General features: G+C 62.6%; 12 protein-coding genes and 1 tRNA gene. 6 read left to right on the top strand and 7 right to left on the bottom strand.

The window, feature by feature from the left end:
* Positions 1-12: 12 nt before the first annotated feature.
* The 4 genes from AC1DX6_RS12095 to AC1DX6_RS12080 are packed head-to-tail and all read right to left on the bottom strand — an operon-like array spanning position 13 to position 4,436.
* On the bottom strand, positions 13-789 hold the full coding sequence (locus AC1DX6_RS12095) for an enoyl-CoA hydratase/isomerase family protein (protein ID WP_477313455.1): 777 nt from the start codon (positions 787-789) through the stop codon (positions 13-15).
* Entirely contained in the window at positions 782-2,383 is a 1,602-nt protein-coding gene (locus AC1DX6_RS12090; protein WP_477313453.1) for an acyl CoA:acetate/3-ketoacid CoA transferase, read from the bottom strand. Before AC1DX6_RS12090 ends, AC1DX6_RS12095 begins: the two co-directional genes overlap by 8 nt.
* Positions 2,380-3,396, bottom strand: coding sequence for a Gfo/Idh/MocA family protein (locus AC1DX6_RS12085; protein WP_477313451.1), 1,017 nt, complete (start codon positions 3,394-3,396; stop codon positions 2,380-2,382). Before AC1DX6_RS12085 ends, AC1DX6_RS12090 begins: the two co-directional genes overlap by 4 nt.
* The gene (locus AC1DX6_RS12080) at positions 3,393-4,436 is read right to left on the bottom strand and encodes a LacI family DNA-binding transcriptional regulator (RefSeq protein ID WP_477313449.1); all 1,044 of its coding nucleotides are present in this window, start codon (positions 4,434-4,436) and stop codon (positions 3,393-3,395) included. The genes AC1DX6_RS12085 and AC1DX6_RS12080 overlap by 4 nt, the downstream gene beginning before the upstream one ends.
* 240 nt (positions 4,437-4,676) lie before the next feature.
* Here AC1DX6_RS12080 and AC1DX6_RS12075 point away from each other — a divergent pair, with 240 nt between their 5' ends.
* From AC1DX6_RS12075 to AC1DX6_RS12060, 4 genes are all read left to right on the top strand, one after another.
* Positions 4,677-5,831, top strand: coding sequence for a dihydrodipicolinate synthase family protein (locus AC1DX6_RS12075; protein ID WP_477313447.1), 1,155 nt, complete (start codon positions 4,677-4,679; stop codon positions 5,829-5,831).
* Between the two features lie 99 nt (positions 5,832-5,930).
* Positions 5,931-7,001, top strand: a complete 1,071-nt coding sequence (gene gmd, locus AC1DX6_RS12070) for a GDP-mannose 4,6-dehydratase (RefSeq protein WP_477313445.1) — start codon at positions 5,931-5,933, stop codon at positions 6,999-7,001.
* 18 nt (positions 7,002-7,019) lie between these two features.
* Positions 7,020-7,979: a GDP-L-fucose synthase gene (gene fcl, locus AC1DX6_RS12065; RefSeq protein WP_477313709.1), complete on the top strand. Its 960-nt coding sequence runs from the start codon at positions 7,020-7,022 to the stop codon at positions 7,977-7,979.
* Positions 7,924-9,411, top strand: coding sequence for a hypothetical protein (locus tag AC1DX6_RS12060; protein ID WP_477313443.1), 1,488 nt, complete (start codon positions 7,924-7,926; stop codon positions 9,409-9,411). Before fcl ends, AC1DX6_RS12060 begins: the two co-directional genes overlap by 56 nt.
* A gap of 4 nt (positions 9,412-9,415) precedes the next feature.
* On the opposite strand, the gene AC1DX6_RS12055 is transcribed toward AC1DX6_RS12060, so the two are convergent.
* Positions 9,416-11,752, bottom strand: a complete 2,337-nt coding sequence (locus AC1DX6_RS12055; RefSeq protein WP_477313441.1) for an alginate lyase family protein — start codon at positions 11,750-11,752, stop codon at positions 9,416-9,418.
* 233 nt (positions 11,753-11,985) lie between these two features.
* On the opposite strand from AC1DX6_RS12055, the gene AC1DX6_RS12050 reads away from it, so the two are divergent.
* Complete coding sequence (locus AC1DX6_RS12050) at positions 11,986-12,192, top strand: hypothetical protein (protein WP_477313440.1); 207 nt, start codon at positions 11,986-11,988, stop codon at positions 12,190-12,192.
* A 195-nt stretch (positions 12,193-12,387) separates the two neighbouring features.
* Here the strand turns inward: AC1DX6_RS12050 and AC1DX6_RS12045 are convergent.
* Both AC1DX6_RS12045 and cpdR read right to left on the bottom strand, forming a co-directional pair.
* Positions 12,388-12,462 (bottom strand) — tRNA-Val (locus AC1DX6_RS12045).
* Positions 12,463-12,567: 105 nt separating this feature from the next.
* The gene (gene cpdR, locus AC1DX6_RS12040) at positions 12,568-12,930 is read right to left on the bottom strand and encodes a cell cycle two-component system response regulator CpdR (protein WP_010911372.1); all 363 of its coding nucleotides are present in this window, start codon (positions 12,928-12,930) and stop codon (positions 12,568-12,570) included.
* Positions 12,931-13,093: 163 nt separating this feature from the next.
* On the opposite strand from cpdR, the gene AC1DX6_RS12035 reads away from it, so the two are divergent.
* Positions 13,094-14,035, top strand: a complete 942-nt coding sequence (locus tag AC1DX6_RS12035; RefSeq protein WP_477313438.1) for an N-formylglutamate amidohydrolase — start codon at positions 13,094-13,096, stop codon at positions 14,033-14,035.
* Positions 14,036-14,131 lie beyond the last annotated feature (96 nt).

Genomic DNA, 14,131 nt, shown 5'->3' with positions numbered 1-14,131 from the left:
GTTTGTTCTTCTCTAGGATCTTGAAAATGCGGGCTTCTGCTTGGCCTTGAAAGCGTCGACGCCAGCCTTGAGATCGCCGGTCAGGGCGATGAAGCCGCTGGCCAATGCTTCGACGGCGGCAGCGCTCTCTTCGCCTTCGGCCACAGCGATCATCAGCTTTGCAGCTTCCGTCGCCAGCGGGCCGCGCTCGGCGATTTTTTCGGCCCAGGCCTTGGCTTCCGCTTGGCCTTTGCCGGTTTCAACCACTCGGTCGACGATGCTCAGCGCAAGGGCCTCCATCGCCAGAAAAACCTCGCCGCCGAGCGCCATGCGGCGCACGGTCTGGGCACCGAAGCGGCGCACGGCGCGCTGCGTGCCGGACCATCCGGGGACGACGCCGATCGATGTCTCGGGGAAACCCAGTTTCACCTGCGCCTCGGCGACACGGAAGTCGCAAGCCACAGCCAGTTCCAGCCCACCGCCCAACGCATGGCCGGACAGAACGGCGATGGTTGGCTGCCTGAGCCGCGCCAGCCGGTCGAAGACGCGGTGGCCATAGCGCACCCATTGCACCTGAAAATCGGCGGCGCTCATCTGCGCCCAGGCCTCGACATCGCCGCCGGCGCAAAAGCCCTTGCCTTCGCCGCAGAGCAGCATGACGCGCACGCCCTCCGCAGCCTCCGCCTCGTCGAGCGCAGCGTCCAGTGCACGCAGCATCGGGATATCGAGGGCGTTGAATTTCTCCGGCCGGCGCAGCGTGACAATGCCGATGGCGCCGTCCTGCTCGAAGGTGACGAGACGCTCAGCCATGCCCGCCTCCAAGTGAAGCGCCGCCATTGAGCGACAGGCCGATCGGTCCGTCCTGATAGAGTGCGGATGGCGTCACCTTGAGGTCCTTGGCGACGCCAAGCGGAATTTCCGCTTGCGCCAGCACATCGCGCTGGAGATCGATGCCCGGTGCGAGTTCAGTCACCACCAGACCTTCGGGCGTCAGCTTCATCACGCAGCGCTCGGTAACGTAGGTGATGTCCTGACCCTGCGCCACCGCGCGCTTGCCGGAGAAGGAGATGTGCTCGACCTCTGCGACCACCTTCTTGACCTTGCCTTCCGCGTCGATGCGAATGCCGCCATCGGCCAGCGACAGTTTGGCCCCGGCGTTGAAGAAGCCCGAGAAAACAATCTTCTTTGCCCGCGCGGTGATATCGACAAAGCCACCGGCGCCGGCGGTGACATGCGGCCGTGCCGAAAGCTTGGAGACGTTGACCGAGCCGTGGCGGTCGATCTGCAGGAAGGACAAAAGCGAGGCGTCGAAACCGCCGGCCTGGAAATAGATGAATTGGTGCGGCGAGGGCATGAAGGCGTCGGCGTTCGATGAGCAACCGAATTTGAAGTCGAGCAGCGGCACGCCGCCGACGGCACCCTGTTCGATCACCCAGGTGACCTTGCCGTGCTGGCCTTCCTCCAAGAGGATGCGCGGCACGTTGGCGGAGATGCCGAAGCCGATGTTGACGGCCATGCCGTCGCGCAATTCCAGGGCGACGCGGCGCGCGATGACCTTCTGGACGTTCATCTCGGCGTTGCGGAAGCTCGACAACGGCCGGAAGATTTCGCCTGATATGGCCGGGTCGTAGGGCGTCAGGGTCGTCTGCAACTGGTCGGGCGCGACGACGATATGGTCGACCAGCACGCCGGGCACGCGCACGTCATGCGGCTTCAGCGTGCCGTTCTCGACGACACGCTTGACCTGCGCGATGACGACGCCGCCATTGTTGCGGGCGGCAAGCGCCTGCTCAAGACCGCCGAGATAGGCGCCCTCATGCTCATAGGTGAGGTTGCCGCGCTCGTCGGCGGTGGTGGCGCGAATGATCGAGACGTGCGGGACGATCGAACGGAAATAGAGCCATTCCTCGCCGTCGAACTGCTGCACCGAAACGATCGGCTCGCTGGCCGCCGCGTTCATGGCGCAACCCTGATGACGCGGGTCGGCAAAAGTATCGAGTCCGACCTTGGTCAGCACGCCCGGCCGCTTGGCCGCGGCCTCGCGGTGCATGTCGAACAATATGCCGGACGGAACATTGTAGGCGGCGACCGAATTGTCGCCGATCATCTTCCAGATCTGCGGCGGTTCGGACGAGGAGGGGCCCGACGGATAGGAGCCGCACAAAGTGCGCTTCAACAGGCCAGGCTTGGCCAGATGATCGATGCCTTTGATGCCGTACATGTCGCCGGCGGCGATCGGGTGCAGCGTGGTTATGTTCTTCGGATGGCCTTCCGCGCCGAAGCGCTCGCCGATGGCGGCGAGCACCGCATCCGGGCAGCCAAGGCCGCTCGACGACGACACGGACACGACCATGCCGTCCTTGATCAGGCTGGCGGCCTGCGCCGCGGAGACGAGCTTGCTCAAGCGGCACTCCCGAGTTTCGGATCGATCGCGACCGCCTTGCCGGATTTGGCCGACTGCAATGCCGCTTCGGCTGATGTCAGCGACCAGACGCCGTCGTCGCCCGTGGCGGACGGCTGGCCTTCGCCGCGGATCGCGGCATGGAACTGGCGCAGCGAACGGGCATAGAGATCTTCGCGATCGAAGCTCAATTCTTCCTCGCCCTTTGCGGTGCGCAGCAGCACCGTGCCGACCGGCTTCTGCGTCATCACATTGCTGGCGATCAACGAGCCCTCGCTGCCATGCACCTCAAAGCCGGTGCCTGCGAATTTGGTGGTGAAGCCTTCGTGCGACTGGGCGATGACCCCAGACTTGAAACGCCAGATGCACATGGCGCCATCTTCCAGCCCGCCGCCGGCCATGCCCGCGGTCTGCGTGAAGGCGGAAATCTCCGAGGGATCGTCGCCAAGCACAAAGCGCAGCGTGTCGGCATCGTGCACGGTGATGTCGAGCACCACGCCGCCACCAGCCTCCGGCCTGGCGATGCGCCAGCCCTGGAGGTTTTCCGGCAGATAGACGGAGTGGAACACGCGCGCCGCGATCGGCTTGCCGATGCGGCCGGCTGCGATGGCGTCGCGCATCGCCCGATGCGAGCCGGCATTGCGCAGATGATGGTTGGTGCCGAGCACGATTCCGGCGGCTTTCGCGGCTGCGAGCATCTTGCGCGCATCAGTGCTGGTCAGGGCCAGCGGCTTTTCGCACAGCACATGTTTTCCCGCCTTGATGGCGGCCAGCGCCTGTTCGAGATGCAACTCGTTGGTGGTCGAGATGTAGACAGCGTCGATGTCCGATTTCAGCAACCCATCGAGTGTCGAGACGCCGAGCGGAATGCCGTTTTCGCTGGCATAGGACGTGGCGCGCTCCGGGCTGGAGCTCATCACCGCCGCGATCTCGCCACCGGCTTGCGCGCGGATGGCGCCGATCATGAACTGTTTGGCGATCGTGCTGGCGCCGATCAGTCCCCATCTGACGGTCATGCCGCGTCTCCCAGTCCGGCGCGGCGATCGGGACCGCAACTGTCCCTGACCACGAGGTTGACGGCGCCGATATGATCCTCGGCGCGCGTGGTGCGCGACTGGATCATCTTCAGCATGACATGGGCGGCGCGCTCGCCGAGGCCTGCCGTGTCCACCGAAACGCTGGTCAGCGCCGGCATATAGTGCTCGGCCTCGACCACGTCATCGAAGCCGACGACAGCGAAATCCGCGCCGGGCTCGAGCCCGCGCTTACGCAGCGCCAGCATGACGCCAAAGGCGACCGCATCGTTGAAGCACAATGCCGCAGTCGGCGGCTCGGCCAGTGCAAGAGCCGTTTCCAGACATGCAATGCCGCCCCTGCGGTTGGTCTCGCCTTCGACGACCAGCGTATCCGCTGCAGCGATGCCAAGCGCCGCGCAGGCCTCGCGAAAACCCCCGCGACGCTCGTGATAGACCACCAGATCAGACGAGCCGCCGAAGAAGGCCAGCCGGCGATGCCCCTTGCCGATCAGATGGGCGGTGGCGAGATAGGCACCGCGATGATTGTCCGGTGCGATCACCGGGATGCGGCTTTCGGGAAGACGACGCATGGCGAAGACGACGGGAAGGCCCGCCGCCTCGATGCGCCGGAACGCGCCCGGCGTCGTGCCGCGCGCCGGCGACACGATCAGTCCGGCGACACCTTGCTCCATCAGCGACTTCAGCACTTCTTCCTGGCGCACGGGATTTTCAGCCGTGTTGGCGATGAACGGCACGATTCCGGCCGACTGGAAGACGCGCTCCATGCCGACCGCCAGTTCGGCGAAAAAAGGGTTGGTGAGATCGTTGATGACCATGCCGATGACGTTGGAATGAGACTTGCGCAGATTGGCGGCGCCGCGGTTGTAGACATAGCCGACATCCTCGATCGCCTTGCGAACCTTGCTTGCGGTTTCAGGCCGGATCAGCCCGCTGCCCTGCAGCACGAGCGATACCGTCGACTTGGACACGCCCGCTTCGCGAGCGATGTCGAGTATCGTCGACTTGGCCCGGCTGGCCATCCAGATGCATCCTCCCGGCATTATGATCGAATTTATTGGAACGTTCTAATACCGGTCGTGAATTTGAGTCAACGGGAAATTTTCCAAATCTGAAAATTTGACCGGAAAGTGCCTGAGCATGGCCGCCATCAAGGGTTTTCGTGCTGCGTTGCAGCATTTGTGGCGCATCGAACCATGAATCATAAAGGGTCTTGATCTATTGGAACGTTCCATTTATAGGCACGACCAAGGGAGAGATCGATGGACATTTCCTTGCCAGGAGAGGGCGGTCGCAGCGACCGCTACCGCCTCGTCGGTCAGCCGGTGCAACCGGCGATCGGCGCGCGGTTTTCACGCATCGCCTATGCTGCCGCCCACGTCGTTGCCGATCCGTTCGCCATGACCGATCCTTGGGCCAAGCCGGCGGTCGACTGGGAACGCACGATGGCGTTTCGCCATCATCTGTGGCGGCTCGGCTTCCGCATCGCCGAAGCGATGGACACGTCGCAGCGCGGCATGGGTTTCGACTGGTCGAATGCGCGGGAGTTGATCCGCCGCTCGATTGCCGAGGCGCGCACCGTCGACGGCGCCGATCTCGCTTCGGGCGCCGGCACCGACCATCTGGCGCCGGGCGCCGCCCGGACGCTCGACGATGTTATTGCTGCCTATGAGGAACAGTTCGGTTTCATCGAAGGCCTCGGCGGCAAGGCAATCATGATGGCCAGCCGCGCGCTGGCGGCCGTTGCCAAGAGCCCGGACGACTATGCACGTGTGTACGATCGAATCCTGAGCCAGGCCTCCGGCAAGGTCATCCTGCACTGGCTGGGCGACATGTTCGATCCGGCCCTGAAAGGCTACTGGGGCAGCCACGATTTCGACGCCGCGCTCGATACGGTCGTCGCCATCATCGAACGCCATACCGACAAGGTGGAGGGGATAAAAATATCGCTGCTCGATGCCGGCAAGGAGATCGCGCTGCGCAATAAGCTGCCTGACGGCGTCATCATGTTCACCGGCGACGACTTCAACTACCCCGAACTGATTGCCGGCGACGGCGAAAGACACTCGCACGCGCTGCTCGGCATTTTCGACGCCATCGCGCCGGTTGCCAATGCCGCGCTGGCGAAGCTCGCCGAGGGCGACCGCGCCGGCTACGACGCGCTGATGGCGCCGACCGTGCCGCTGTCGCGGAAAATCTTCGAGGCGCCGACCGAATATTACAAGGCCGGCATCGTCTTCATGGCGTGGCTGAACGGCCATCAGGACCACTTTACCATGGTCGGCGGCATGCAATCGGCACGCGGCATCCGCCACTATGCCGATTTGTTCCGGCTTGCCGATCAGGCTGGGTTGCTGGCCGATCCGGAGCTTGCGGTCGCCCGAATGAGAAGCTTCTGCACGGTGGCTGGTATCTGATCACGGCAGCTGACCGCTTCTGGTCCAAGGCCACGGATTTGCCTTGTCCGGGCAAATCTGTATTCGCTATGCGCGATCGGAAGCGGACGAAACACAGCGATGACGGACAAAGTGGCTCTCATTACCGGCGTGACCGGTCAGGACGGAGCCTATCTGGCGCAACTGCTGCTGCAGAAAGGCTATGTCGTCCATGGCGTCAAACGCCGTTCATCCTCGTTCAACACCGAGCGCGTCGACGACATCTATGTCGATCCGCATGAGCGCGGCGCCCGTTTCTTCCTGCACTATGGCGACCTCACCGATGCGACCAATCTGATCCGCCTGGTGCAGGAAACGCAGCCGAGCGAGATCTACAATCTCGGCGCCCAAAGCCATGTCCAGGTGAGTTTCGAGACGCCTGAATACACCGGCAATGCCGATGCGTTGGGAACGCTGAGGCTGCTCGAAGCCATCCGCATTCTCGGCCTGGAAAGGTCGGTGCGCTTTTATCAGGCCTCGACATCGGAACTTTACGGCAAAGCGCAGCAAGTCCCGCAGAGCGAGACCACGCCCTTCCATCCGCGTTCGCCCTATGCCGCCGCCAAGCTTTACGCCTACTGGATCACGGTCAACTATCGCGAGGCCTATGGCATGTTTGCCGCCAACGGCATCCTGTTCAACCACGAGAGCCCGACGCGCGGCGAGACCTTCGTCACCCGCAAGATCACGCGGGCTGTCGCTGCAATCCATCGCGGGCTGCAGGAAACCCTCTATCTCGGCAACATCGATGCCCGGCGCGACTGGGGTCATGCGCGTGACTATGTGGAGGGTATGTGGCGTATCCTGCAGCACAGCGAGGCGGACGATTTCGTGCTGGCGACAGGCGAGGCGCATTCGGTGCGCGAATTCGTCGAGCTGGCCTTCGCGGAGACCGGGCGCGCCATTGCCTGGCAAGGCAAGGGTGTTGATGAAGTGGGCGTCGATGCCGGTTCGGGCGCCGCCCTGGTGCGCATCGACCCGCGCTATTTCCGGCCGACCGAGGTCGACCATCTCGTCGGTGATGCCGCCAAGGCCAAGGCCAGGCTGGGCTGGTCGCATACGGTCGGCTTCAAGGATCTGGTGGCGGAAATGGTGCAGGCTGATCTGGCGCGCGCCATTGGCGGCACAGAGCAGAGCGGTCGCTCGGCATAGGATGCGCTGATGGGCGACATGTTTGAACTTCAGGGCAAGCGAGTTTTCGTCGCCGGGCATCGCGGCATGGTCGGCGCGGCGATTGTGCGCCGGCTGGTGTCCGAGGACTGCGAGATCCTGACCGTATCTCGTGACCGGCTCGATCTTCTCGACCAGGCCGGTGTACGGCGCTGGATGGCCGAGCACAGGCCGGATGCCGTGGTGATGGCTGCCGCCAAGGTCGGCGGCATTCTGGCCAATGACCGGTTCCCGGCGGATTTCCTGCATGAAAATCTCGTCCTGCAGACCAATGTCATCGACGGCGCCTTTCGCAGCGAGGTGGGCAAACTGCTGTTTCTAGGCTCGTCCTGCATCTACCCGAAGTTCGCGGTGCAGCCGATCTCGGAAGACGCTTTGCTGACCGGCCCGCTCGAACCCACCAACGAAGCCTATGCGATCGCCAAGATCGCCGGGCTGAAACTGTGCCAGGCGTATCGGCGCCAACATGGCGTCGACTACATATCGGCAATGCCGGCCAGTCTTTTTGGTCCGGGCGACAATTTCGACCTCTCCAGCAGCCATGTCATACCAGCGCTGATGCGCAAGTCGTATGAGGCCAAACGCGCGGGCGGCAAGGCCCTCGAGGTCTGGGGATCGGGCACGCCGATGCGCGAGTTCCTGCATGTCGACGACGCCGCCGACGCGTTGGTCTGGCTGCTGAAGACTTATTCCGCTGACAGCCACGTCAATGTCGGCTCGGGGAAGGATATCACCATTGCCGAGCTCGCCCGCACTGTCGCAACCGTCGTCGGCGCCGATGTCGCGATCACCTTCGATCCGGCGAAGCCGGACGGGACGCCGCGCAAGCTGATGGATGTGTCGCGCCTGTTTGCGACCGGCTGGCGGCCCGGATACTCGCTTCGCAGTGGATTGGAACAGACATATGAGTGGTTTCTCCGCCACGTGGAAAAGGGCGACGTCCGGCGCGAAACCGCGTGATCCCCTTTCGACGCTGATTGCCGCGACCAGGGACGATGGCCTGGGCGGCCGTCTACTGGCGATGGCGAATGCCAAAACGCTGGCCGACACATTCGGCTATCGCTTCGGCTTCACCTGGAACCGAAAGGTCATCGCCGACAAGGCGTTCCACGTCGTCGATACTGCCGACAAGATTTTTTCGTCCGATTTCATCGAAAGGCATTGGCTGGGCGAAAAGGTCAAGGCGTCCAATTTCGGCATTCTCGACGCGGCAGCCCTTGCCGGGCGCAGTCTTGGAGAGGTCGCGAAAGAGAAGAAGCTGCGCGGTTGGATTTGCGATGATTTTCACATCCTAAGCCACTATCGCGGCGATCCGACGCAACTCGTTGGCCAGTCAGCAACACTGCGCAGCTTCGATTATTCAACGGTGGTGAAAGTGGCCATCGACGCCGCCAATGGCAGCCGGTTTGCCGGTCCGACCGCAGCACTTCACCTGCGCAGCGGCGACATCGTGCACGGCAAGCATCGCGCGAGCCTGGTCTTTGCCGGAAAGGTGATCCCGTCGACGCTGGCCAGGGCGATCGTCTCGCAGCTTTCGTCGATGGGCATGGCGACCCTGCTGGTCGGGCAGCACCGCCCGACGCTCGACTATCTCAAGGCCGAAACCGGCGCGGCGCTGACCAGCGATTTCGGCGCCGACGCATTCGAGGACGAGACCTTGAAATCATTCTTCGAGATGGCGCTGATGGCGCGCTGCCGGCAAATCTATTCGGGAAGCAGCATCTTCGCGCAGATAGCGTCGTTGATGGGCGATGTCCCCCTCATGCGCGCGGCTGCCTTGTTCGATGCGCCGCGGGCCGCGAAGATCATCCTCGATGAATTGGAGGATCGCCAGGCGCATTATCATCCGCGCGAAGCCGCCTTCGGCTATCAGGCGGCACTCTTGGCGATGGAAGACAAGATCGCGCCCAAGCAGGCACGTGAGGTCCTGGACAAGGCCTATGCGCTTGATCCGGAAAACGATGCCTATGCCCTGAAGATCGCCTCGGCATATTTTCGCGAGCGCGACTATGCTTCGGGCGAAACTGTCTTGAAATCCGTGATGACCCGGCAGTTTCGGGAACGTCCCAAAATCCCGCTGATGATCATGCGGCTGCTTGGCGACATGCTGTGGCGCAGATATCCGTTTGCGGGGGATTTCGAGTTCTTCCTTGCCGCTGCGGAAGCAGGTTATCCCTATGCTGCGGCATGTTCGGCCTGGATACTCCAGCAAACGACTGCGGACCGCGGGCGGGCGCTGGCGATGGCGGACAGCGCGGTAACCGCCTCCCCTGCGGATCCGATCCTGAGGAAGGTCAAGCGGCGGATCCTGCAGGGCAAGAGGCCGGAGTCCGGCCTGATCGCCAAGGCAAGTTGGCGGCTCGCCTGGCTGCGTGGTCTCGGAGCGACGTGAGAGATCAGGGCCGGCGCAATATCCAGAATGGCGGGATTGCGCAGTCCGGATGGAAGATCAGCTTCGTTGCTTCTGCTTGCACGCCTGCAGGCACGGTTTCGTCGAAATGATGCCGCGCCAGATCGTCCAGCAAAGGCCGGATGCGCTCCTGATCGAATGTCTCGCTGGGTATCGTGGCCAGGGTATCGGCATGTGCTGCCACCCAGCGCAGAGCCTTGACCAGCCCCTGTCCGTCCTTCGCCCGGTACTCCCAAAGATCGTCGCCGACCAAGGACAAGATTCGCGCCAGCGCCGTCCATCCCTGCAAGGCAAACATGGCGTAGTGTCTCGGACGAGTGCGTGACAGTTCCTCGGGCAGGCAGCCATCGGCCGCGATCTGGTCCGCGATCCTTTCGCGGGCAAAGAGTCCCGCTTTTGCAAGCGCCGCGCCGTCACCCAGGAATGCCGCGATGGCCGCCCGCTGCAGGTCGAAGAAAAGACCGTGGTTGTTGAGTCGGTAGAATTCAAATTTCGCGGCCGGCGCGGTGTCCAGCCATTCACAGTATGAACAAAGCCAGGCTCTGAAGGCTTGCCTGTCCCGCTCGTCCAGCGCTCCGCTTCGCTCGATCAACCTGACTGCATCGAGAAAGAAGTAGAGATCCCCGAGTTCAATGATGCCGTATCCCCGGCCTTCATTGTTGTCTCGCCCGCATCGCACCTGCGCGTAGCGCATGTTCGGGTTCATCCTCGTCGCAGGGTCCACGAACCATGCACGGATGAGCCGCGCGGCATGACTGGCGTAGCGTACCTCCCCAAGCACGGTCGCCGCCAAGGCAAGCACGGTGCTGTCGTCGAGAACCCGTTGCAGGCGTGTTCGATCGTAGGCCTCGCCGCCTGCTTCATACAATGCGGTGCCGGGGGCATGTTCGCCGTCGCGCCGGACGAAGGGAAGGCCATCCGGCTTTCGCGGATCCGGCCACCAATATGGGGCCGGCTGGAAATAGTCGTGCGGATCGCCGCTCGGGGCACGGCCACTCTTGTCCATAACGCTGAACGGACCGCGGACGAGCGCTCGCTCGGCGCAGGCACGCAGCTCTTGTTGAACGTGCACGTTTTGCCTTCGCGTGGCGACGAGCATGTCCTCGTCGTAGTAGGCCAGGCATGCGGGATCGAGCCTTTGGGCGTTCGCATTGGCGTCGCAGCGGTCGAGCATGCCGACGATCGCCTCGTCGCGCCTGACCAGTCGAGCGCGGAAACCGGCCCGGCCGATTTCCAGATGCGAACGTCCTGAATCTAGGCGCGCAACCCAGCCCGCATTCTGGAAAAGCCCGGCATCCGCTGCAAGGCGCGGGCGCGGGATGTCCCATACGTCGTCGCGAAACCGATCCCATAGCCCGGGGATGCCGAGCCGCCAAAGCATTTCGATCTTCGGCCGGCGCCCGTAGCCGTATTTTTCGTCGAACAGCTCGGTCGTGTCGCTGCGAAAAATGATTTGCGGCTCTTCGTTCGCCGGCGGCCTGAAAGTCTCGTCGAGCAGAAGCGCGTTGTCGACGATGCGCGCCATCGGCACGACGACGTAGCGAAAATGAGGATTTTCCTCGATCGCCGCCCGGATCTGCTGGAAGGCCGGCAGTGTCAAATAGCAATTGCCGTCCCAGGGCATCAGCCACTTGGCACGCCCGCGGGCAATCTCCAGGGCCGCGTTGCGCGCCCCGTTGTTGTTCATCACATAGAGGTTCTTGCGGTGCCGGACATGCGTTTCGTAGCGCGATGCATTCTCTCCTCCCGCCCGGTTGTCGGCGTTGGAAAACCTGGATTCGTCCGCCGCCAGCCCGTCGGTGTTCCAGGGAATTTGCCGATAGGCATCGAGCTCGAACGGGATCCGATGAAAGCTTTGACCGCGGCTTTTCAACAGACCGATGATGCGCGCTTCCTCGCCGGGGTCCGTTATCCGGTTGACGATCCAGACCTTCTCACAGTCTGGGAAGTCGGATTCATTGTCCAGAATGAACAGGGCGTTGTCGTATGACTGGCCCTTTCGGTGCCGCGGCTCCAGATCATTGCCGATGATTCGGACAAGCATGAAGCTGTTCTTCGTCTCCGAAATCGGCAGAGCCTTGTAGCCGTCGCGCGCGGCTTTGATGCGGCGCCTGACGACATATCCGTATTCGAGCTTGCGCTTTGCCCAGCCCAAGGCGCCGCCGAGGCTCGACAATGGCGATCTGAAATGCTTCTTCGCCCGCTTGAGTTCGAGATATATCTTTTGCCAAGTGGGTCGGCGCGGCGCTGCCGGACTTGAAGTCATGACTTTGCGTCGGGCAGGGCGCATGAACGGCCGCGACCGCAAGCCGTCATGGACCATCCTATTACCGTCATGCGGGCTGCTCCCTCGGACGTTCCGCTCGGTTCCAGCCTTTAACGCCACAAAGCGCGTGCGTCACGGCTGAAATTCGGCCGGCGGCGGCATTGTCGTGCCCGTCTGCCTACGCCCAGGGGAAAGACCCCGCTGACAATTTCTGGGTTCTTTTGAACCAATTCGTTTCGGGACGCGACATAGCGCTGCGTAGAAACGCAATCCCTCAAGGAGAACGTCTCATGTCGATTGTTTCACGAAACGTCTTTCTCGCCGCCGTCGCCGTTTCGGTGCTGGCAGGCTGCAAGACCACCACCCCACCGGAATGCGACAACCTGAAGCCGAAAGTCACCTACAACGGCAAATGCTGCGGCATTGGCGATGGGACCTGCAAGGAAGGCAAGAATAGCCCGCCGCAGAGTCATACACCCAACCCCACACCGCAGTGATCCGATCGCTGCTGGACCGTCCAGGCCTGGCCGGGACGGTCCGCATTCAAAGCAGCAGGTAAACGGGCGCCGGCCAGCGTTGCCCACCAGAGCTGGCACTCGACCCTGAGCCCGAAAAGGCGAGGCCACGATCGACGTCGCCGAGGTCGATCAACCTGCGGCCACATGCGGTGCAGATAAGAAGCTGGTGTTGGATGGTGGGCGTGACAGGGATTGAACCTGTGACCCCTGCAATGTCAATGCAGTGCTCTCCCGCTGAGCTACACGCCCATCCGAAGCCGCGCATACACCATTTTTGATCCAGCGCGTCAATAGCAGGAAAAGGGAAAGAGAGGCTCGCTTTGTCGCGCCGGCAAATGGCCCGCTAAAAACGCTTCAGGCTGCGTGCAGCATCTTCTCGACCTCGTTGACGAGGTCGCGCAGGTGGAACGGCTTCGACAGCACCTTGGCGTCTTTCGGCGCCTTGGAATCCGGATTCAGCGCAACAGCGGCGAAGCCGGTGATGAACATGACCTTGAGGTCGGGGTCGATCTCGGTGGCGCGGCGGGCAAGTTCGATGCCGTCCATCTCAGGCATGACGATGTCGGTCAACAGCAAGGAGAAAGGCTCCTCGCGCAGGCGCTCATAGGCGCTGGCGCCATTGTCGAAATCGCTGACCTGGTAGCCCGCGCGCTCCAGTGCCTTGACGAGGAACCGGCGCATATCGTCGTCGTCTTCAGCCAGAAGAATGCGTGCCATCTTATCCCGTCCGAATCACCCGCCAGACATTGCCGTTGGGCAAGCCTGTTAACCATCCTGTATATGAGGAGGTGACGGTAAAGATCAAGTGAACGAGGAGAAGCCAAATCCGCATTCTACAAAGTGAATTGGGCGCCGAAATGCTGGACATGGGGCGAGCGAGATGGCACTTTCCAATCATGATGCACTGGTGTTTCCGGGTTCGATCAAATTGAAGACGGCAGCCGAGGATTTTTCGGTCGTTCCACCCTTCGAAATCCGATCGGGCGCCGAGCAGCGCGTTCCCTTCCTCTTCAATTCGCCGCACAGCGGCCGCTACTACCCCGACCGCTTCTTGGCCATGGCCCGGCTGGATCGAAACGCCATCCGTCGGTCCGAGGATTGCTATGTCGACGAATTGTTCGGCGGCGCCGTCGCGCTTGGCGCGCCGATGCTGGCGGCGAATTTTCCGCGCGCCTATCTCGACGTCAACCGCGAGCCGTGGGAACTCGATCCGCGCATGTTCGCCGAACCGGTGCCGTCCTTCTGCAACATCCGCTCGGCGCGGGTGGCCGGCGGGCTCGGCACCGTGCCCAAGCTGGTCGGGGAGGGGCTCGACATCTATTCCGGCCGCTTGCCGCTGGCGGAGGCGGTGGCGCGCATCGAAACCGTCTACAAACCCTATCACGAGACGCTGAAGCGGCTGTTGACCAGAACCCATGCACGGTTCGGCTATGCCGTGCTGATCGACTGCCACTCGATGCCCGCCAGCATAAGGGTCGGCGACAACGGGGTGCGGCCTGATTTCATCGTCGGCGACCGGTTCGGCATTTCCGCATCGCCGGCGCTGACCGAGACGGCGATCGGCCTGCTCGTCGGCATGGGCTATACCGTCGCCCACAACAAACCCTATGCCGGAGGTTTTATCACCGAGCATTACGGCCGGCCGGCGCGCCATCTCCACGCGCTGCAGATCGAGGTCAATCGCGGTCTCTACATGAACGAGCGAACATTTCAGAAAACCGCCGGCTTCGATGCGCTTGCCGACGATCTGGCGCGGTTTTCGGCCGACCTGATGGCGATGCCCGATCACAACTTTATCGACCTGCCGCTTGCCGCCGAATAGCACTGCGAGCCCGGCGCGGTCGCGAGCCATGCCGAGTCGTAAAAAAAGACCGCATCGTTTGCACGACACGGTCGAAGTCTAGGGAGGAAACGCCCA

The organism is Mesorhizobium sp. P2_C4 (genome assembly GCF_056404575.1).
Note: the sequence above shows the minus strand (reverse complement) of the source record. Positions and strands in the feature narration are given on the sequence as shown.

Coding starts and splice junctions, on each gene's coding strand:
- AC1DX6_RS12095 (WP_477313455.1), bottom strand. CDS start 789: ATGGCTGAGCGTCTCGTCACCTTCGAGCAGGACGGCGCCATCGGCATT.
- AC1DX6_RS12085 (WP_477313451.1), bottom strand. CDS start 3,396: ATGACCGTCAGATGGGGACTGATCGGCGCCAGCACGATCGCCAAACAG.
- AC1DX6_RS12080 (WP_477313449.1), bottom strand. CDS start 4,436: ATGGCCAGCCGGGCCAAGTCGACGATACTCGACATCGCTCGCGAAGCG.
- AC1DX6_RS12075 (WP_477313447.1), top strand. CDS start 4,677: ATGGACATTTCCTTGCCAGGAGAGGGCGGTCGCAGCGACCGCTACCGC.
- gmd (WP_477313445.1), top strand. CDS start 5,931: ATGACGGACAAAGTGGCTCTCATTACCGGCGTGACCGGTCAGGACGGA.
- fcl (WP_477313709.1), top strand. CDS start 7,020: ATGTTTGAACTTCAGGGCAAGCGAGTTTTCGTCGCCGGGCATCGCGGC.
- AC1DX6_RS12060 (WP_477313443.1), top strand. CDS start 7,924: ATGAGTGGTTTCTCCGCCACGTGGAAAAGGGCGACGTCCGGCGCGAAA.
- AC1DX6_RS12055 (WP_477313441.1), bottom strand. CDS start 11,752: ATGGTCCATGACGGCTTGCGGTCGCGGCCGTTCATGCGCCCTGCCCGA.
- AC1DX6_RS12050 (WP_477313440.1), top strand. CDS start 11,986: ATGTCGATTGTTTCACGAAACGTCTTTCTCGCCGCCGTCGCCGTTTCG.
- cpdR (WP_010911372.1), bottom strand. CDS start 12,930: ATGGCACGCATTCTTCTGGCTGAAGACGACGACGATATGCGCCGGTTC.
- AC1DX6_RS12035 (WP_477313438.1), top strand. CDS start 13,094: ATGGCACTTTCCAATCATGATGCACTGGTGTTTCCGGGTTCGATCAAA.